Origin of the sequence: Marinobacter sp. SS21, assembly GCF_028369065.1 — a bacterium.
In the GTDB taxonomy this organism is placed as follows: domain Bacteria; phylum Pseudomonadota; class Gammaproteobacteria; order Pseudomonadales; family Oleiphilaceae; genus Marinobacter.
Genome location: NZ_JAQNDA010000007.1, coordinates 244,364 through 258,088, shown reverse-complemented (window position 1 = coordinate 258,088; position 13,725 = coordinate 244,364). Strand labels below are relative to the sequence as shown.

Below are 13,725 nucleotides of genomic sequence, written 5' to 3'. Positions count from 1 at the left end.
GTCTGACGACCATAGCGGTCTGGAACCACCTGATCCCATCCCGAACTCAGAAGTGAAACAGTCCTGCGCCGATGGTAGTGTGGCTTCTGCCCATGCGAGAGTAGGTCATCGTCAGGCTCCTAAATAAAACAGCCCCGACAGCGAAAGCTGCCGGGGCTTTTTTATTTTGGATACGTGGGTCTCTGTCACTACCCCGGCTCCATGCGACCAGCCTGCCAGCGGCAGGCGCAGGACGTCGGAGCGGCGCGACGACGGGCCCGCAGGGCCGAAGGCCGCTAGGCCTGAGCAATGTAGGTCATCGTCAGGCTCTTAATACCAAACCCCAGCATCCTACGATGCTGGGTTTTTTTATTGGCTCAGCAAAACAGTCTGGGCTTTCCGCGGCTCTGGCCTGGGTCCGTTTCGAAGTATCTTTTCCGTTCACGGATTGGCCACTTGCAGGCTTGTTTATGGCCTTTATTGCTTCGGCGTACCCGGCATCCCCTTCAGGCGCTCAGGCCTTATATGACCGATATCCGTCACTTCATGACCGCTGATGTAAAAACTTGTCAGAAAATACCCAATCTATGACGACGCGCACAGTGGCTCGTGATAAACAGGTTTAGACTGATCAAGAACTGGCCAAACTAATTAAAACAACTGCCAGCACTTCAGGGACAGTCAGCATAATGAATAAAGACAACAAAGGTTGCCGTCGATGGCGGCCTAGCGTGAGATGTCAGCATGAATTACAGAGCCTGGCTCGTTGGGTTGACTGTTCCAGTTTGGGCCAATGTTGCCCAGTCGGAATTACGTCCGATTTCGGATGAAGCTATGTCTGAGGTGACCGGGCAGGCTTTTATTTCCATTGATCGAAACTCCCATCCCGACCCCGTGGAGAACACCGTGTATACCCGGGTCAACCTGGGTATGGATATTGATATTCAGACCGGAGTGGACACGTTGGAACTGGGGCGTTACGAGCGCGAAGGTGAACTTGCCGGCTCGTCCGACGTTCTGATCAACGATTTCGCCCTTGGCTATATTAATAATCAGGCCTATTTCGCTGCCAATCCGGACGCAGCCAGGCAGCGCAAGGCGGATGGGACCGCCTATTCCGAAGGCGAGATCGTTCCGTTTTCGATCAGCAACCCGTTTCTTGAGTTTGCGTTCGACGAGGATACCAACGAAGTGACAGGTGTGCGCCTCGGCTTCGGCGACGCCATGGGAATCTTGTCCGGCAATATCCAGAATCTTACCGGCGACGTGAACGTCAATATCAAGGCCACCGGCGAGGACCTGGAATCCGCCAGTTCCAACGGAAACCTGTTTGACAACATCATCGTCGCCCTGGCGCCATACCTGGTGGGAAGCAACGCCATTCGAAGCAAGGCCAGGCTGGTGTTTGGAGAGGATGGGGACCCGCGGCTGGGCGAGCTGGATCCAGTGCGGGCAACCCACGCCGGGGTGCCCAATGGCGAGCGCTTTATAGTTGAGGACGTGGACGGTGCCACCAATACACTGATTCAGTTTGCCGGCGCGTTCAGTTCTTCCCAGATCGAAACCACGGCAAGTTGTTTTCTTGGATTTTGCGGGCGTGGCGATGTGCACATCATCGCTGATGAATGCCAGGTGCTGGGCATCGATGCCTGTTTTCCATTAACCAACTTCGAGAGCCTCCCCATAGGCAGCATCGAGGAAGTGGACGGCGAGCGTAGGATCGTGGCGCCTGAGTCTGGACTGTTCCTGTCGTTCCAGACCCGAGATCTGGATTGGCTTAAGGATGTTTCCAAGACCAACCCGAGCGCTGCGGATTATATTCGGGCCACCTCTGGCGGATTCTTTAACATCCCTGCCGGGGCGGTTGAGTTCAGCCTGGGCGAGGCGCTGGAAGGCATCGATCGATACCGGACCGAATACATCGATCGAGGAAGAGGCCTCTTCTGAGGGGCGTGAGCGATGGGGCACATAGGATGAGTGATCTCGTACCAATCCGGCTGCTTTCTGCCTTGGCAGGTTCCATATTGTTGGGCCTGTCAGGTTTTGCCAGTGGCGAAATGACCAGTTTAACGGAGTCCGAGCTTTCCGAAGTCGAAGGTACGGGCATCGGTATTGTGCTAGAAGACTTTAAGTTCGCTCATGGCACGGATATCGATAACGGTCAGGTCTTCAAGATCGGTGGAATCAAGAGCTCCGATGGCCAGGACGTTGAGATTGTCGTCAACAAGCTCTACATAGCGGGGAGCAGCAGTAATTACGGCGCCAACCTCAATCCGGTGAACCTTGGCAGACTGGTCAACCCATTCACCATCGACGTGATCGATGGTAACAGCATCGGAGTCACCGACAAGGCGGTGCTCAATATTGCTGCGCCAACCCAGGTGCCTCAGGCGGAGGGCTACGACTGCCTCTCGGGGGTTGCGGTCCTGGGTAGCGGAACTTGTGGCAGTCGTCCAATGACGGCCGAATTCGCCGGCGAGCGGCCCGATCTTGGCTTGCAGTTGAATATCACCGTGGGATCGAATCAGTCCGCGAATTTCAACATTCATGCCCAAAGTGCGGTCATTGACGGCAGTTACCTGCGGCTGTGGGGCGATGACCAGCGGCGTCAGCTGGTTGGGCAGTTTAAGCTCAATTTCTATTCGCCCGAATTATCTATTAATGCCTGTAGCCTGGACGGTTCCGAGTGCGGCTCCCGCATCGTTATGTCGGACTTTGCCCTGGAGTTGGCTCTGGGCAATGAGTTGCAGCCAATGTTCCTGGATGTCGATGGCAGCGGTAATTTCGTCGCTGAAGTCCAGGCAATCCCCAAACCGGCGCCCGGCACGATTGGCTCCGATGGTCAGCAGGCCAGCAGTGATCCTGCCACCTGGCAGTTTTACAACGACTACTACAGCAACCCCGACTACCGCAGTAACCTGATGATCGGCGACCTTTCCGTTGGTGACCGAAATTACGGTGCTACTCGGGTTGATGGCATGCTCATCCAATATCTCAGAATTCAAACCAAGGATTTTGCGCAATGAAGGCACGGAATCCAAATCGCTGGTTAATGATTCTGCTACCTCTGTTGGCTGCGGCGGCGAAGCCTGCTGCGGCTGAGCTTTCCCGGTTGGGCGATGGTGATTTGGCGCGGGTTTCTGGTCAGGGTGGTATCTACCTGTCCGGGGATGTGAGTATAAATGAAGTGGGTGGGCCGATTCAGAACAGCTACTTTGGCGCGTGTGGGGAAGCCGGCAAGAAATGCGGCGCACGACTGGCCTATCGCCTGAGAGAGGATGGAGGTTGGTTTGTGCTCGATGATATTCGGGGCAGTTTTTCCTTTGAAGGTTTAACCCTTCGGGTAAGACATATCGATTCGGGCTTCGGAGGGGACGGAGAGCTGTTCAATCGGGATGTGATCGAGCTGGGGCTTCCCAACGTGGTCCGTTACCACGATGTCCAGTTTAAATTGGCCGCTAGCAACATGGCTCGCCCGACAGACCCGGGCTTTCAGCAAACCGATCTGTTTTCCATTGAGATGCAGGGCGATGTCACTCTGGAAGGCAATCTGCTGGTGTTTCCAACCGGGAATCCATAGAAGGACCTAGGCGATGGCTGCAAACGAACTTCGATTATTAACCTGCGGGCTCTTAGTTGGGTTGGCTTCGGCGCTAGGTTCGCCCGCCTCGGCAGAATTGCAGCGCCTGGATGATGCTGTCATGGGTTCTATAAGCGGTCAGACTGGCATCACGCTGGAGTTGGAGTTGAACGCCAACATGAACCGGCTTTCCTATTTTGATGATGGCAGTGGCATTCACCTGGAAAATCTACGTATCGGATCGGTGACGCAGCCCGGGAAGGGCGCCTTTCATAAGATCGAAATCGATATTGACAGTCAGGGTCACCTAAATTTGGATTACCTGGTGGACCAGCGGCGCATTGAGTTCTCCGACGTGATCCTGGACGGGGCCTCGGAGCTCAGCATGGGCGGCATGTTTTTCGACCACAGCTTGCAAGGCAGTTTGACCTTGTCCCCAGGTGGTACGCTTAGCGCCGATGGCTACACTTTCGACTCCTCTTGGACGATGTCCGACGGGCGTATTGGTTACCGGACGAATGGCAATGAGGTGTTTCTAGACGACGTGTCGATGAGCTTGCATACCCCTGGCGTTACGATGGACGCGGTGGCCGGCGGCTTGCTTTTCACGGCGCCCTCCATAACCGGTGACCTCACTATCGGCGCCATCCGTTATAGCAGCAATCCGCTGAACCACGGTGTCAGTACGGACGTCGGTTCGGGGTTGTTGTTGCCAAGTTACGGCAGTATCAGTGGTGACTTTGATCTGTCTTCGCAGACCACCATTGGCGGGGGCGGCAGGTCCGGCGAGGGGTTCCGAATTGACCACAGTGCGGTGATTAACAGTGCCAACTTTATCTACCTTGATGACGGTATCGCGCTCGCATTGAAGGGGATTACCGGTCATTACGCCATCGATGACCTGCGTATCGATGTTGCCTCTGACTGGTTGGGGCGTGAGGCGTTGGCGTTGACCACCGGCTCGCTGTCGGGCGAGCTTAACGTAGATCGCATCGAACTGGGGGGCTCAGCCGCCAGCCTTGGATCCGTCAATATCAGTTTCCTGTTTCAGGATCACGTCTTTGCTGGTGAGTCGTATACCAACGCGCTTTACCTTCAGGGCGGAGGGCATCAGGCTGCCGGTCCCCAGGGGTTGCGATTGGCTGCCCAGTGGAGCCTGCCTGAGGCGAGTCTGAGTTATGCCGAAGACGGTCGGCGGGTGATCTTTAGTGGCCTGCAGTCCTGGGGGCGGGGTGATGTCACGGTAAATGTAACGCGGGACGAAACGTTAAACGGTACCCGTTTTTTTGACGGCTTGCGTATCGGCTTTGAAGGGCTAAGCGGCGGTTACCGGATAAACGGTCTTAGAGTGGGTGACGAAGACGCTCCGCTTCAGGGCGGGACCGAACTGCTCCTGGCCCTCGGGTTCTATCCGGCCTATGAATTCGAGCTCGATGGCCACATCACGCTGGGTGCCGGTGGGGCCAGTGGTGAGGGACTGACCATCAACTCTGATATCCAGATTCGCAATGGCAGTGCCGCCCTGATCGCATCTCCTTACGATAACGGTGGTGGTGAAATTGCCCAGCAGGGAATCTGGGTAACCGACCTCGATTACGACCTTCACGTCCGTGACATGACGGTGGATGTGACCAATGAGGGGCTGGCGATCGTCAAGGGCGAGGTTTGGAGCACGATGGACGTGGGCAACCTGAAAGTTGGCGACAAGGCATCGGGTCAAAGCTTCGGTCGATTCGTGCTGCAGTCATACGAAACTGGCAGCTCCATGGTCATATCGCCAGGCGGCGCGGGTGTCGTTTGTTCCGGTGGGCTCGGCGCAGATGCCGCCGCCTGCGTCGCATCCGGGGGGGATTGGCAGGACCGCGGCGAGCAAGGTGTCAGTGTCAGCATTAAGCAGATTCTCGCCAGCGCCGTCGATGACACTCGCAGGAACGCCATTACATGGGAGGCCAATCGGCAGCTCGATGGTGCTGGCCGCCCAATCAATGACAGTGGGATGAAATTGGTGTTGAACGACATCTACACCAGTGATGGCGGCGATTTTGACAACGATGGTGTCGATGACAATACCTTTGGCATTCAAACTGGCATCGCGGTAGATATCTACCAGGCCCGTGTTGTAAAGAAGACTGATGGTCCTGATTCTCAGGGTGTTGACGGTGCCAGGGGTGACGAGAAGATTATGGATTCTTCCCAACCCGCCGGCTATCGCTATGTCGCGGTGCCCACCGCGGCAGACATCGAGAATCGACCGCTGGGATTTGCGGTTCAGGCCCAAAGCCAGTTCAAGGAGTTGGATATTAGTTCCATCGACCTTGTCCATCCGTCTGGAGGCGCTCAAACCGCTATTTACGGAGTCAAGCTGCAAAATTTCGATATTCGGGCGAACCTCACAGCGACGCCTATCCCCTGATTCAAGGCGGCGGCCCGAGACCTCTCGCTGTCGAGGATTCCGCCGCGGGCTTAGCCCGCTTTTTGTCTTTTCCTTCCTGCTGTTGTTTAATCCGGCTTTGGCAATTCTTTTACCCTCAGGCGCAATCATTCATGAAAACCAAGATCCTTGTCGGGCTTTTGTCCGATGGCGGGATTCATTCGGGCGAGTCTCTGGCTCATCAGTTGGGCGTTAGCCGTACTGCTGTGTGGAAACAGATAAGGCGGGCCATCGATCAGGGCGTCCGGATAGAAACCATTCGCGGCAAGGGCTACCGATTGGCGGAAAGTGTAGACCTGCTCGATGGTCGAGCCATTTTGGCTGGGCTTGCCGAGAGGGGGGGCGATCGCTTAAGTCTCTCGGTGTTCGATAGCATCGATTCCACCAACGCGGCGGTGATGCGGGCGGAACAAAGGCCCGGCATCGTTCCAATCTGCATCGCCGACAGCCAGTCCGCCGGGCGGGGCCGGCGTGGGCGTGCCTGGCAGAGTCCCGCAGGACAGAACCTATACCTCAGTCTGGGGCTGGAATTTGGTGGGGGCTTTTCCGCCCTGGATGGATTGAGCCTGGTGTTCGGGGTGGCCCTGGCCGAAGCATTGGAGCATCTCGGCCTGGCTGATGTGCAGCTCAAGTGGCCAAACGACGTTTTTCTCGATGGGCGAAAATTAGCGGGAATCCTGGTGGAATTGCAAGGCGAGTTGGAGGAAGGGCGGATCCAGGTAGTCGCCGGGATTGGGCTCAATGTCCATATGGCTGAGGCGCCTGAGGTGGATCAGGCGTGGACGAGTCTGGCCAAGGAGGCACCGGAACGTTCCTGGTCGCGAAATGAGGTGGCCGCTGCCGTCATTGCGTCGGTGTTGGCTGCTTGTGAGGAATTTTCCAGTCGGGGATTTTCCGCTTTCCGGGAGCGCTGGCAGCGGCGGGACCTGTTTTTCGGGCGTTCGTTATCATCGTCTCAGGGCCAGTTGGCCGGTCTTGGTCGGGGGCTCGATGCGGATGGTAGTTACCTCATTGAGCTGGCTGATGGCGCCGTGACTGCTGTGAGAGCTGGAGAAATCAGTTTGCGGGCGGCGTCGTGAAGCTGTTGGTCGACATGGGGAATAGCCGAGTTAAATGGCAGCTTAGGGGTGAAAGCGGTGTCACTCTGAGCGGCGCTGGGGCTCTCGATGAACTCGGCTTGTTCCGGCCCTTGCGTCCGCTGGCTGCCTCAATCGCCGCAGTCGCCGTGTCCACAGTGGCCTCAGAGGCAAAGCGGGCGAGTCTGTGCGAGCGGTTGGGCGAGATTACCCAGGTTCCGGTGCAGTTCTTCTGGACCGAATCCCGGCGCGGCGCGCTTCGTTGCGTTTATGCCGATCCGCAAACCATGGGGGTTGACCGCTGGCATGCGCTTTATGGGGCCTGGCTACGTTGTCGCTCCTCGTTCGCTGTGGTGGATGCGGGCAGTGCGATTACCATCGACTTCGTCAGTCAGCAAGGCGAGCATCTTGGGGGCTACATCTTGCCGGGGAAGCGGATGATGCTGAGGTCGCTCCGCCAGGATGCGGCTCGCATTGGATTTGGCGCCGTACTGACCGAGGGCCTGGCGCCGGGTGCATCCACAACCGAATGCGTTCACCACGGCTTACGCTGGCTGTGGCGGGGAATGGCGCAACAAATGGCTGCGGAGGCAGATGCTCGGGGCCTTGAAAAGGTTTTTGTGACCGGGGGCGATGCCTTGGAATTAATGGATGCCGGCCTGGAAGCCGATCACGTGCCGGACTTGGTGCTAGCCGGGCTGGTTGCCATTGTCGAGGAGTCGTTTGGGTCATGAGATGGCTGGTGTTCTTGTTGATTGCGGTCAATCTAGGGGTGTGGTGGTATTTGCAGTCTTACCCCGATCCGAATCCTGAGCCCGCGGAAGTGGATGGCCGGCTGCCGAGGGTTGCTGAACTGCAGCTGGTCGAAGAATTGTCACTTGTCCCGCAGGCATCGGACTCGAAGTCGGACGCCGTCCCCGAGCCAGCGACGGTGGCCGCCACTTCTCCGGAGCCGTCACGGCTTTGCTTTGCAGTTGGTTGGTTCGAATCGCCAGAACTGGCCCAGGAGCAGAAAGCCGCGCTCGGTTTGGCGCGTCCAGGTCTAGATATCAAAGTAGCTTCGCTGGAGCGGCCTCTGGCGCCGCTTCACTGGGTTATTGTCCCCCCTCAGGCCTCAGTCGAGGAGGCCTTAACACTATTTCGGTATGTGCAACGGCGGGGGATCGATTCCTACCTAGTGACCGAAGGCCCACAAAAGCATGCCATCTCGTTGGGCCTGTTTGAGTCGCGCACGGCGGCCGAGAGGGTGTTGGCGCAAAGAAAAGCAGAGAATCTGAACGCAGAGCTGGCATTCTTCCCCAGAAATCAGCTAAGCTACGCGCTCGTTTTTGAGGCGGCCTATAGCCCGGATTCTCCGGAACTTGCGGCTGATATGGCGGAGCTCGGGCGCCAATTTGAATCAATTGAAATCAAAAGTTGCGAAGGTGTTGCAACCGCTGAGAAAAGTCCGTAGTATACCGCCCTCGCTGACGAGGCGAATGTGAGCTGGCGTAGCTCAGTTGGTAGAGCAGCTGACTTGTAATCAGCAGGTCGGGGGTTCGATTCCGTCCGCCAGCTCCACTTTAAGTTTTAAGCGGCTTCGCGAAATCGAGGCTGTATTTGGGAGGGGTTCCCGAGTGGCCAAAGGGATCAGACTGTAAATCTGACGGCTTCGCCTTCGCAGGTTCGAATCCTGCCCCCTCCACCACTAATTGCTTGCGGGCATCGTATAGTGGCTATTACCTCAGCCTTCCAAGCTGATGACGCGGGTTCGATTCCCGCTGCCCGCTCCAATTTGCAGTGTTAATGCTCATGTAGCTCAGTCGGTAGAGCACATCCTTGGTAAGGATGAGGTCACCGGTTCAATTCCGGTCATGAGCTCCATTTTTTGTCTGGTCAACGTTTTGATCCTGGTTGATTAGGGGGATTGGTCGAATGTCTAAAGAAAAGTTTGAGCGTAGTAAGCCTCATGTCAACGTGGGCACCATCGGTCACGTTGACCATGGTAAAACCACTCTGACCGCCGCTCTGACTCGGGTTTGCTCTGAAATCTGGGGAAGTGGCGACGTTCGTGCGTTCGATCAGATCGACAATGCTCCGGAAGAGAAGGCGCGTGGTATCACCATCGCAACCTCTCACGTTGAGTACGATTCTCCGATTCGTCACTACGCTCACGTTGACTGCCCGGGTCACGCTGACTACGTCAAGAACATGATCACCGGTGCGGCCCAGATGGACGGCGCGATCCTGGTGTGTTCCGCGGCTGACGGCCCAATGCCGCAGACTCGCGAGCACATCCTGCTGTCCCGTCAGGTTGGCGTTCCTTTCATCGTTGTGTTCCTGAACAAGGCGGACATGGTTGATGATGAGGAGCTGCTGGAGCTGGTCGAGATGGAAGTTCGTGACCTGCTGAGCACTTACGACTTCCCGGGTGACGACACTCCGATCATCACCGGTTCCGCGCTGATGGCGCTGGAAGGTAAAGACGACAACGAGATGGGTACTACCGCTGTTAAGAAGCTGGTAGAGGCTCTGGATGACTACATCCCCGAGCCGGAGCGTGCCATCGATCAGCCGTTCCTGATGCCGATCGAGGACGTCTTCTCCATCTCCGGTCGTGGTACCGTAGTTACCGGTCGTGTTGAGCGCGGCATCGTCAAGGTTGGTGATACTGTTGAGATCGTGGGTATTCGCGATACTCAGTCCACTACCTGTACCGGTGTTGAAATGTTCCGCAAGCTGCTCGACGAAGGTCGTGCTGGTGAGAACGTTGGTGTTCTGCTGCGTGGTACCAAGCGTGACGACGTTGAGCGTGGGCAGGTTCTGTGTGTACCGGGCTCCATCAAGCCGCACACCAAGTTCGAGTGCGAAGTGTATGTCCTGAGCAAGGAAGAGGGTGGTCGTCACACTCCGTTCTTCAAGGGCTACCGCCCGCAGTTCTACTTCCGGACCACTGACGTGACCGGTTCCTGTGAGCTGCCGGAAGGCGTTGAAATGGTAATGCCGGGCGACAACGTCAAGATGGACGTGACGCTGATCGCTCCGATCGCGATGGAAGAAGGTTTGCGCTTCGCCATCCGTGAAGGCGGTCGTACCGTCGGCGCCGGCGTTGTTTCCAAGATTGTCGAGTAATTTGCACTGAGTTTTCGGTGCAGGCCAGTAGCTCAATTGGCAGAGCAGCGGTCTCCAAAACCGCAGGTTGGGGGTTCGATTCCCTCCTGGCCTGCCATTTATTCAAAATCGGATACATAAGCTGATTCCTATGGAGTCAAGAGCCGACAGTTCAACCGGTCGCTTCGATGCGATGAAGTGGCTGGTTGTTTTCGTTCTGATTGCCGCTGGTGTAGTGGGTAATCAGTATTTTAATGCTGAGTCATTGCTGTATCGTGTCTTGGCTCTCGTTGCGCTTGGTTTGGTGGCGACTTTTGTCGCCCTGCAGACTGATCGTGGACGGCGTTTCGCTGCCCTGCTGAAAGAAGCGCGGGTCGAGATTCGCAAGGTTGTTTGGCCGACCCGGCCGGAACTGGTCCAAACCACGGTCATTGTGGTGGTGTTTGTTCTGGTGGTTGCCTTGCTGCTTTGGGGTATGGATTCGCTGATCAGCTTTCTGGTCTCCGGTTTTATAGGGTAACAGGAGTGGGCAATGGCTAAGCGCTGGTATGTTGTTCATGCTTATTCGGGCTTCGAAAAGCATGTGATGCGCACTCTGAAAGAGCGTGTGGCGCTCAATAGCATGGAAGACGACTTTGGCGACATTTTGGTGCCAACCGAAGAAGTTGTCGAAATGCGTGAGGGCAAGAAGCGCAAGAGCGAGCGTAAGTTCTATCCGGGCTATGTGTTGGTTCAGATGGAAATGAACGACGCTAGCTGGCACCTGGTCAAAAATACGCCGCGTGTGCTTGGCTTTATCGGTGGGACCAAAGAAAAGCCGGCCCCAATCACCGAGCGCGAGGCTGAGGCGATTCTTAATCGTGTCGAGAGCGGTGTCGATAAGCCGAAGCCGAAGACGCTGTTTGAGCCGGGTGAGATTGTCCGTGTTATTGAAGGTCCGTTCGCTGACTTCAATGGCGTGGTCGAAGAAGTGGACTACGACAAGAGTCGGGTCAAGGTTGCTGTTCTGATTTTCGGGCGTTCCACTCCGGTTGAGCTGGAGTTTGGGCAGGTCGAGAAAGACTGATCGGCAACCCTAGAAATGAAAGCTCGCGCACGATGGTGTCGCGGGCTTTTTGTGTCTGCTGTTTGTGTTTTTTTAATCGGGGAGCCGAGAGGCGTTCGAACCCAGAGGAGTGAATCATGGCAAAGAAAATTGAAGCGTACATCAAGCTTCAGGTTGCTGCCGGTCAGGCCAACCCGAGTCCCCCAGTTGGTCCGGCCCTGGGTCAGCACGGTGTAAACATCATGGAATTCTGTAAGGCGTTCAACGCCAAGACCCAAGGCATGGAGCCTGGTCTGCCAATTCCCACCGTTATCACAGTTTATAGCGATCGCAGCTTTACGTTTATTACCAAGACTCCGCCTGCCGCCGTTTTGCTGAAGAAAGCAGCCGGCATCAAGAGTGGTTCTGGTCGTCCCAATACTGAAAAGGTTGGCACAGTTACCCGCGCTCAGCTGGAAGAAATTGCCAAGACCAAAGAGCCGGACATGACCGCAGCGGATCTCGATGCAGCCGTCCGTACGATCGCTGGAACTGCCCGCAGCATGGGCCTGAACGTGGAGGGCCTGTAAGATGGCGAAGCTGAGCAAGCGTCAAAAGCTGATCCGTGAGAAAGTTGAAGCTGGCCGTTCTTACTCTGTCGACGAGGCAGTGGCTCTGCTGGTTGAGCTGGGTCAGGGAGTGAAATTCAACGAATCCATCGATGTCGCTGTGAACCTCGGCGTAGACGCGCGTAAATCTGACCAGGTCGTTCGGAGCAGCACCGTGCTGCCCAATGGCACTGGCAAGACTGTACGTGTTGCCGTGTTCACCCAGGGTGCAAACGCCGAGAAGGCGACTGCGGCTGGCGCCGATATCGTTGGTATGGATGACCTGGCTGAGGAAGTCAAGAAAGGCAACATGGACTTCGACGTCGTCATTGCCACTCCTGATGCGATGCGTGTTGTCGGTCAGCTGGGCCAGATCCTGGGCCCCCGCGGCCTGATGCCGAACCCCAAGGTCGGTACCGTAACCCCAGACGTGGAAACTGCCGTTAAGAACGCCAAGGCGGGTCAGGTTCGTTACCGGACCGACAAGAACGGTATTATCCACGCCCCGATGGGGAATGCAGAATTCTCTGCCGAAGCAATCAAGGAAAACCTTGAAGCGCTGCTGGCAGACCTGAAAAAGGCCAAGCCTGCGTCGGCGAAAGGTGTCTACCTGAAGAAGGTGACCCTGTCGTCAACCATGGGTCCTGGTCTGGCTATCGATCAAAGCGGTCTGAACATCTGATCCGCTGTTTATCGATAGTTACTTTGTAGTCTGGGCGGAAGCCAAGGCTGTCAAAGACCGCAGGCCCCAGAACTCGCCGGAAGTGTGAGTGCAAGGGTTAAAGCAACGCCTGCGCAGACGGTGTGAAGACGTTCTCTCTGAACCCAAACACCGTTAGGGCGCCCGTAAGGGAGCCAATTGCAGCCGGTTACGATCGGCCGTGAAAGGCTTCCCGGGCAATGATGGGTTTGCCGGACAAAATCCGGCGAAATCGAGGAGAAATCCAGTGGCAATTAGACTCGAAGACAAGAAGGCGATCGTCGCTGAAGTCAACGAGACTGCCGGTGGTGCTCTGTCTGTCGTATTGGCCGATTACCGTGGTGTCACTTCCGGTGACATGACGGCTCTGCGAGCGAAGGCCCGTGCCGAAAATGTTCGTCTGAAAGTTGTTCGCAACAACCTGGCGAAACTGGCAATCAAGGGTACTGAGTTCGAGTGCATCGAAGAAGCACTGGTCGGTCCGACTATTCTGGCGTTCTCTATGGAAGATCCTGGCGCGGCTGCACGGCTGCTGAAGGATTTTGCCAAAGAGGAAGAGGCTTTCGAGATCAAGGGTCTGGCTGTCGGCGGTGAGCTGATGGGCGCGGATCAGATCGACCGCCTCGCCAAGCTCCCGACACGCCACGAGGCGTTGACGATGCTGGCAGCCGTCACACAGGCACCGATTACCAAGCTTGCACGTACCCTGAACGAATTCCCGTCCAAGGTAACCCGTGCTGTAGCGGCAGTTCGCGACCAGAAGCAAGAAGCTGCTTGATTCTGTTGAACACCATTTTATTTTTTTTGGGAGAAAGTCATGGCTCTGTCTAACGAAGACATTTTGAATGCAATCGCCGAAATGAGCGTAATGGACGTTGTTGCGCTGGTTGAAGCTATGGAAGAAAAGTTCGGCGTATCTGCCGCTGCCGCCGTTGCCGCTGCTCCGGTCGCTGCTGGCGAAGCCGCCGCTGCTGAAGAAAAGACCGAATTTGACGTTGTTCTGACCGCTACTGGCGACAAGAAAGTTAACGTTATCAAGGCTGTTCGTGAGCTGACCGGTCTGGGTCTGAAAGAAGCGAAGGAAATGGTCGACGGCGCGCCTTCCACCATCAAGGAAGCTGCTGCCAAAGACGAAGCTGAAGAAGCCAAGAAGAAGCTTGAGGAAGCAGGCGCTTCTGTTGAGCTCAAGTAATAGCGGGCTTCTGAACGCTACCGTGCATTAGGCATGGACGGGCTG

Annotated in this window: 14 protein-coding genes, 5 tRNA genes and 1 rRNA gene; all 20 read left to right on the top strand. The window is 56.3% G+C overall.

Annotated features, from left to right (window positions below):
- The first annotated feature begins 1 nt into the window (after position 1).
- Positions 2 to 117: ribosomal RNA gene (gene rrf / locus N6L25_RS11840) — 5S ribosomal RNA — on the top strand.
- A gap of 696 nt (positions 118 to 813) precedes the next feature.
- Entirely contained in the window at positions 814 to 1,926 is a 1,113-nt protein-coding gene (locus N6L25_RS11835) for a hypothetical protein (RefSeq protein ID WP_271980493.1), read from the top strand.
- A gap of 110 nt (positions 1,927 to 2,036) precedes the next feature.
- Positions 2,037 to 3,005 carry a hypothetical protein gene (locus N6L25_RS11830; RefSeq protein WP_271980491.1) on the top strand — a complete coding sequence of 323 codons (969 nt, stop codon included), beginning with the start codon at positions 2,037 to 2,039 and terminating at the stop codon, positions 3,003 to 3,005.
- 26 nt (positions 3,006 to 3,031) lie between these two features.
- A complete protein-coding gene (locus N6L25_RS11825; RefSeq protein ID WP_442915237.1) occupies positions 3,032 to 3,559 on the top strand; it encodes a hypothetical protein in 528 nt (175 codons plus the stop codon).
- A 13-nt stretch (positions 3,560 to 3,572) separates the two neighbouring features.
- Positions 3,573 to 5,972 (top strand): DUF6160 family protein, encoded by a 2,400-nt coding sequence (locus N6L25_RS11820; protein ID WP_271980486.1) that lies wholly within the window; start codon positions 3,573 to 3,575, stop codon positions 5,970 to 5,972.
- 131 nt (positions 5,973 to 6,103) lie between these two features.
- Positions 6,104 to 7,069: a biotin--[acetyl-CoA-carboxylase] ligase gene (locus N6L25_RS11815; RefSeq protein WP_271980484.1), complete on the top strand. Its 966-nt coding sequence runs from the start codon at positions 6,104 to 6,106 to the stop codon at positions 7,067 to 7,069.
- Positions 7,066 to 7,800: a type III pantothenate kinase gene (locus N6L25_RS11810; RefSeq protein ID WP_271980481.1), complete on the top strand. Its 735-nt coding sequence runs from the start codon at positions 7,066 to 7,068 to the stop codon at positions 7,798 to 7,800. The genes N6L25_RS11815 and N6L25_RS11810 overlap by 4 nt, the downstream gene beginning before the upstream one ends.
- Entirely contained in the window at positions 7,797 to 8,519 is a 723-nt protein-coding gene (locus tag N6L25_RS11805) for a hypothetical protein (RefSeq protein WP_271980479.1), read from the top strand. The genes N6L25_RS11810 and N6L25_RS11805 overlap by 4 nt, the downstream gene beginning before the upstream one ends.
- A gap of 31 nt (positions 8,520 to 8,550) precedes the next feature.
- Positions 8,551 to 8,626, top strand: a tRNA-Thr gene (locus N6L25_RS11800).
- Positions 8,627 to 8,668: 42 nt separating this feature from the next.
- A tRNA-Tyr gene (locus N6L25_RS11795) sits at positions 8,669 to 8,753 on the top strand.
- 10 nt (positions 8,754 to 8,763) lie between these two features.
- Positions 8,764 to 8,838, top strand: a tRNA-Gly gene (locus tag N6L25_RS11790).
- A gap of 15 nt (positions 8,839 to 8,853) precedes the next feature.
- A tRNA-Thr gene (locus N6L25_RS11785) sits at positions 8,854 to 8,929 on the top strand.
- Positions 8,930 to 8,980: 51 nt separating this feature from the next.
- Positions 8,981 to 10,177, top strand: a complete 1,197-nt coding sequence (gene tuf / locus N6L25_RS11780) for an elongation factor Tu (RefSeq protein WP_271980452.1) — start codon at positions 8,981 to 8,983, stop codon at positions 10,175 to 10,177.
- Positions 10,178 to 10,198: 21 nt separating this feature from the next.
- Positions 10,199 to 10,274: transfer RNA gene (locus N6L25_RS11775), tRNA-Trp, on the top strand.
- Positions 10,275 to 10,307: 33 nt separating this feature from the next.
- Positions 10,308 to 10,676, top strand: coding sequence for a preprotein translocase subunit SecE (secE, locus tag N6L25_RS11770; protein ID WP_271980477.1), 369 nt, complete (start codon positions 10,308 to 10,310; stop codon positions 10,674 to 10,676).
- A gap of 12 nt (positions 10,677 to 10,688) precedes the next feature.
- On the top strand, positions 10,689 to 11,222 hold the full coding sequence (nusG, locus tag N6L25_RS11765) for a transcription termination/antitermination protein NusG (RefSeq protein ID WP_271980475.1): 534 nt from the start codon (positions 10,689 to 10,691) through the stop codon (positions 11,220 to 11,222).
- Between the two features lie 116 nt (positions 11,223 to 11,338).
- Positions 11,339 to 11,770 (top strand): 50S ribosomal protein L11, encoded by a 432-nt coding sequence (rplK, locus tag N6L25_RS11760; RefSeq protein ID WP_149601820.1) that lies wholly within the window; start codon positions 11,339 to 11,341, stop codon positions 11,768 to 11,770.
- A gap of 1 nt (position 11,771) precedes the next feature.
- Positions 11,772 to 12,470, top strand: coding sequence for a 50S ribosomal protein L1 (rplA, locus tag N6L25_RS11755; RefSeq protein WP_271980472.1), 699 nt, complete (start codon positions 11,772 to 11,774; stop codon positions 12,468 to 12,470).
- 265 nt (positions 12,471 to 12,735) lie between these two features.
- Positions 12,736 to 13,266 (top strand): 50S ribosomal protein L10, encoded by a 531-nt coding sequence (gene rplJ / locus N6L25_RS11750; RefSeq protein ID WP_271980468.1) that lies wholly within the window; start codon positions 12,736 to 12,738, stop codon positions 13,264 to 13,266.
- Positions 13,267 to 13,305: 39 nt separating this feature from the next.
- Positions 13,306 to 13,680, top strand: a complete 375-nt coding sequence (gene rplL, locus N6L25_RS11745) for a 50S ribosomal protein L7/L12 (RefSeq protein ID WP_271980466.1) — start codon at positions 13,306 to 13,308, stop codon at positions 13,678 to 13,680.
- Positions 13,681 to 13,725 lie beyond the last annotated feature (45 nt).

What these genes read in the sequence shown, in the direction of transcription:
- N6L25_RS11835 (WP_271980493.1), top strand. Translation starts at nt 814, where the DNA reads ATGTCTGAGGTGACCGGGCAGGCTTTTATTTCCATTGATCGAAACTCC.
- N6L25_RS11830 (WP_271980491.1), top strand. Translation starts at nt 2,037, where the DNA reads ATGACCAGTTTAACGGAGTCCGAGCTTTCCGAAGTCGAAGGTACGGGC.
- N6L25_RS11825 (WP_442915237.1), top strand. Translation starts at nt 3,032, where the DNA reads ATGATTCTGCTACCTCTGTTGGCTGCGGCGGCGAAGCCTGCTGCGGCT.
- N6L25_RS11820 (WP_271980486.1), top strand. Translation starts at nt 3,573, where the DNA reads ATGGCTGCAAACGAACTTCGATTATTAACCTGCGGGCTCTTAGTTGGG.
- N6L25_RS11815 (WP_271980484.1), top strand. Translation starts at nt 6,104, where the DNA reads ATGAAAACCAAGATCCTTGTCGGGCTTTTGTCCGATGGCGGGATTCAT.
- N6L25_RS11805 (WP_271980479.1), top strand. Translation starts at nt 7,797, where the DNA reads ATGAGATGGCTGGTGTTCTTGTTGATTGCGGTCAATCTAGGGGTGTGG.
- tuf (WP_271980452.1), top strand. Translation starts at nt 8,981, where the DNA reads ATGTCTAAAGAAAAGTTTGAGCGTAGTAAGCCTCATGTCAACGTGGGC.
- secE (WP_271980477.1), top strand. Translation starts at nt 10,308, where the DNA reads ATGGAGTCAAGAGCCGACAGTTCAACCGGTCGCTTCGATGCGATGAAG.
- nusG (WP_271980475.1), top strand. Translation starts at nt 10,689, where the DNA reads ATGGCTAAGCGCTGGTATGTTGTTCATGCTTATTCGGGCTTCGAAAAG.
- rplK (WP_149601820.1), top strand. Translation starts at nt 11,339, where the DNA reads ATGGCAAAGAAAATTGAAGCGTACATCAAGCTTCAGGTTGCTGCCGGT.
- rplA (WP_271980472.1), top strand. Translation starts at nt 11,772, where the DNA reads ATGGCGAAGCTGAGCAAGCGTCAAAAGCTGATCCGTGAGAAAGTTGAA.
- rplL (WP_271980466.1), top strand. Translation starts at nt 13,306, where the DNA reads ATGGCTCTGTCTAACGAAGACATTTTGAATGCAATCGCCGAAATGAGC.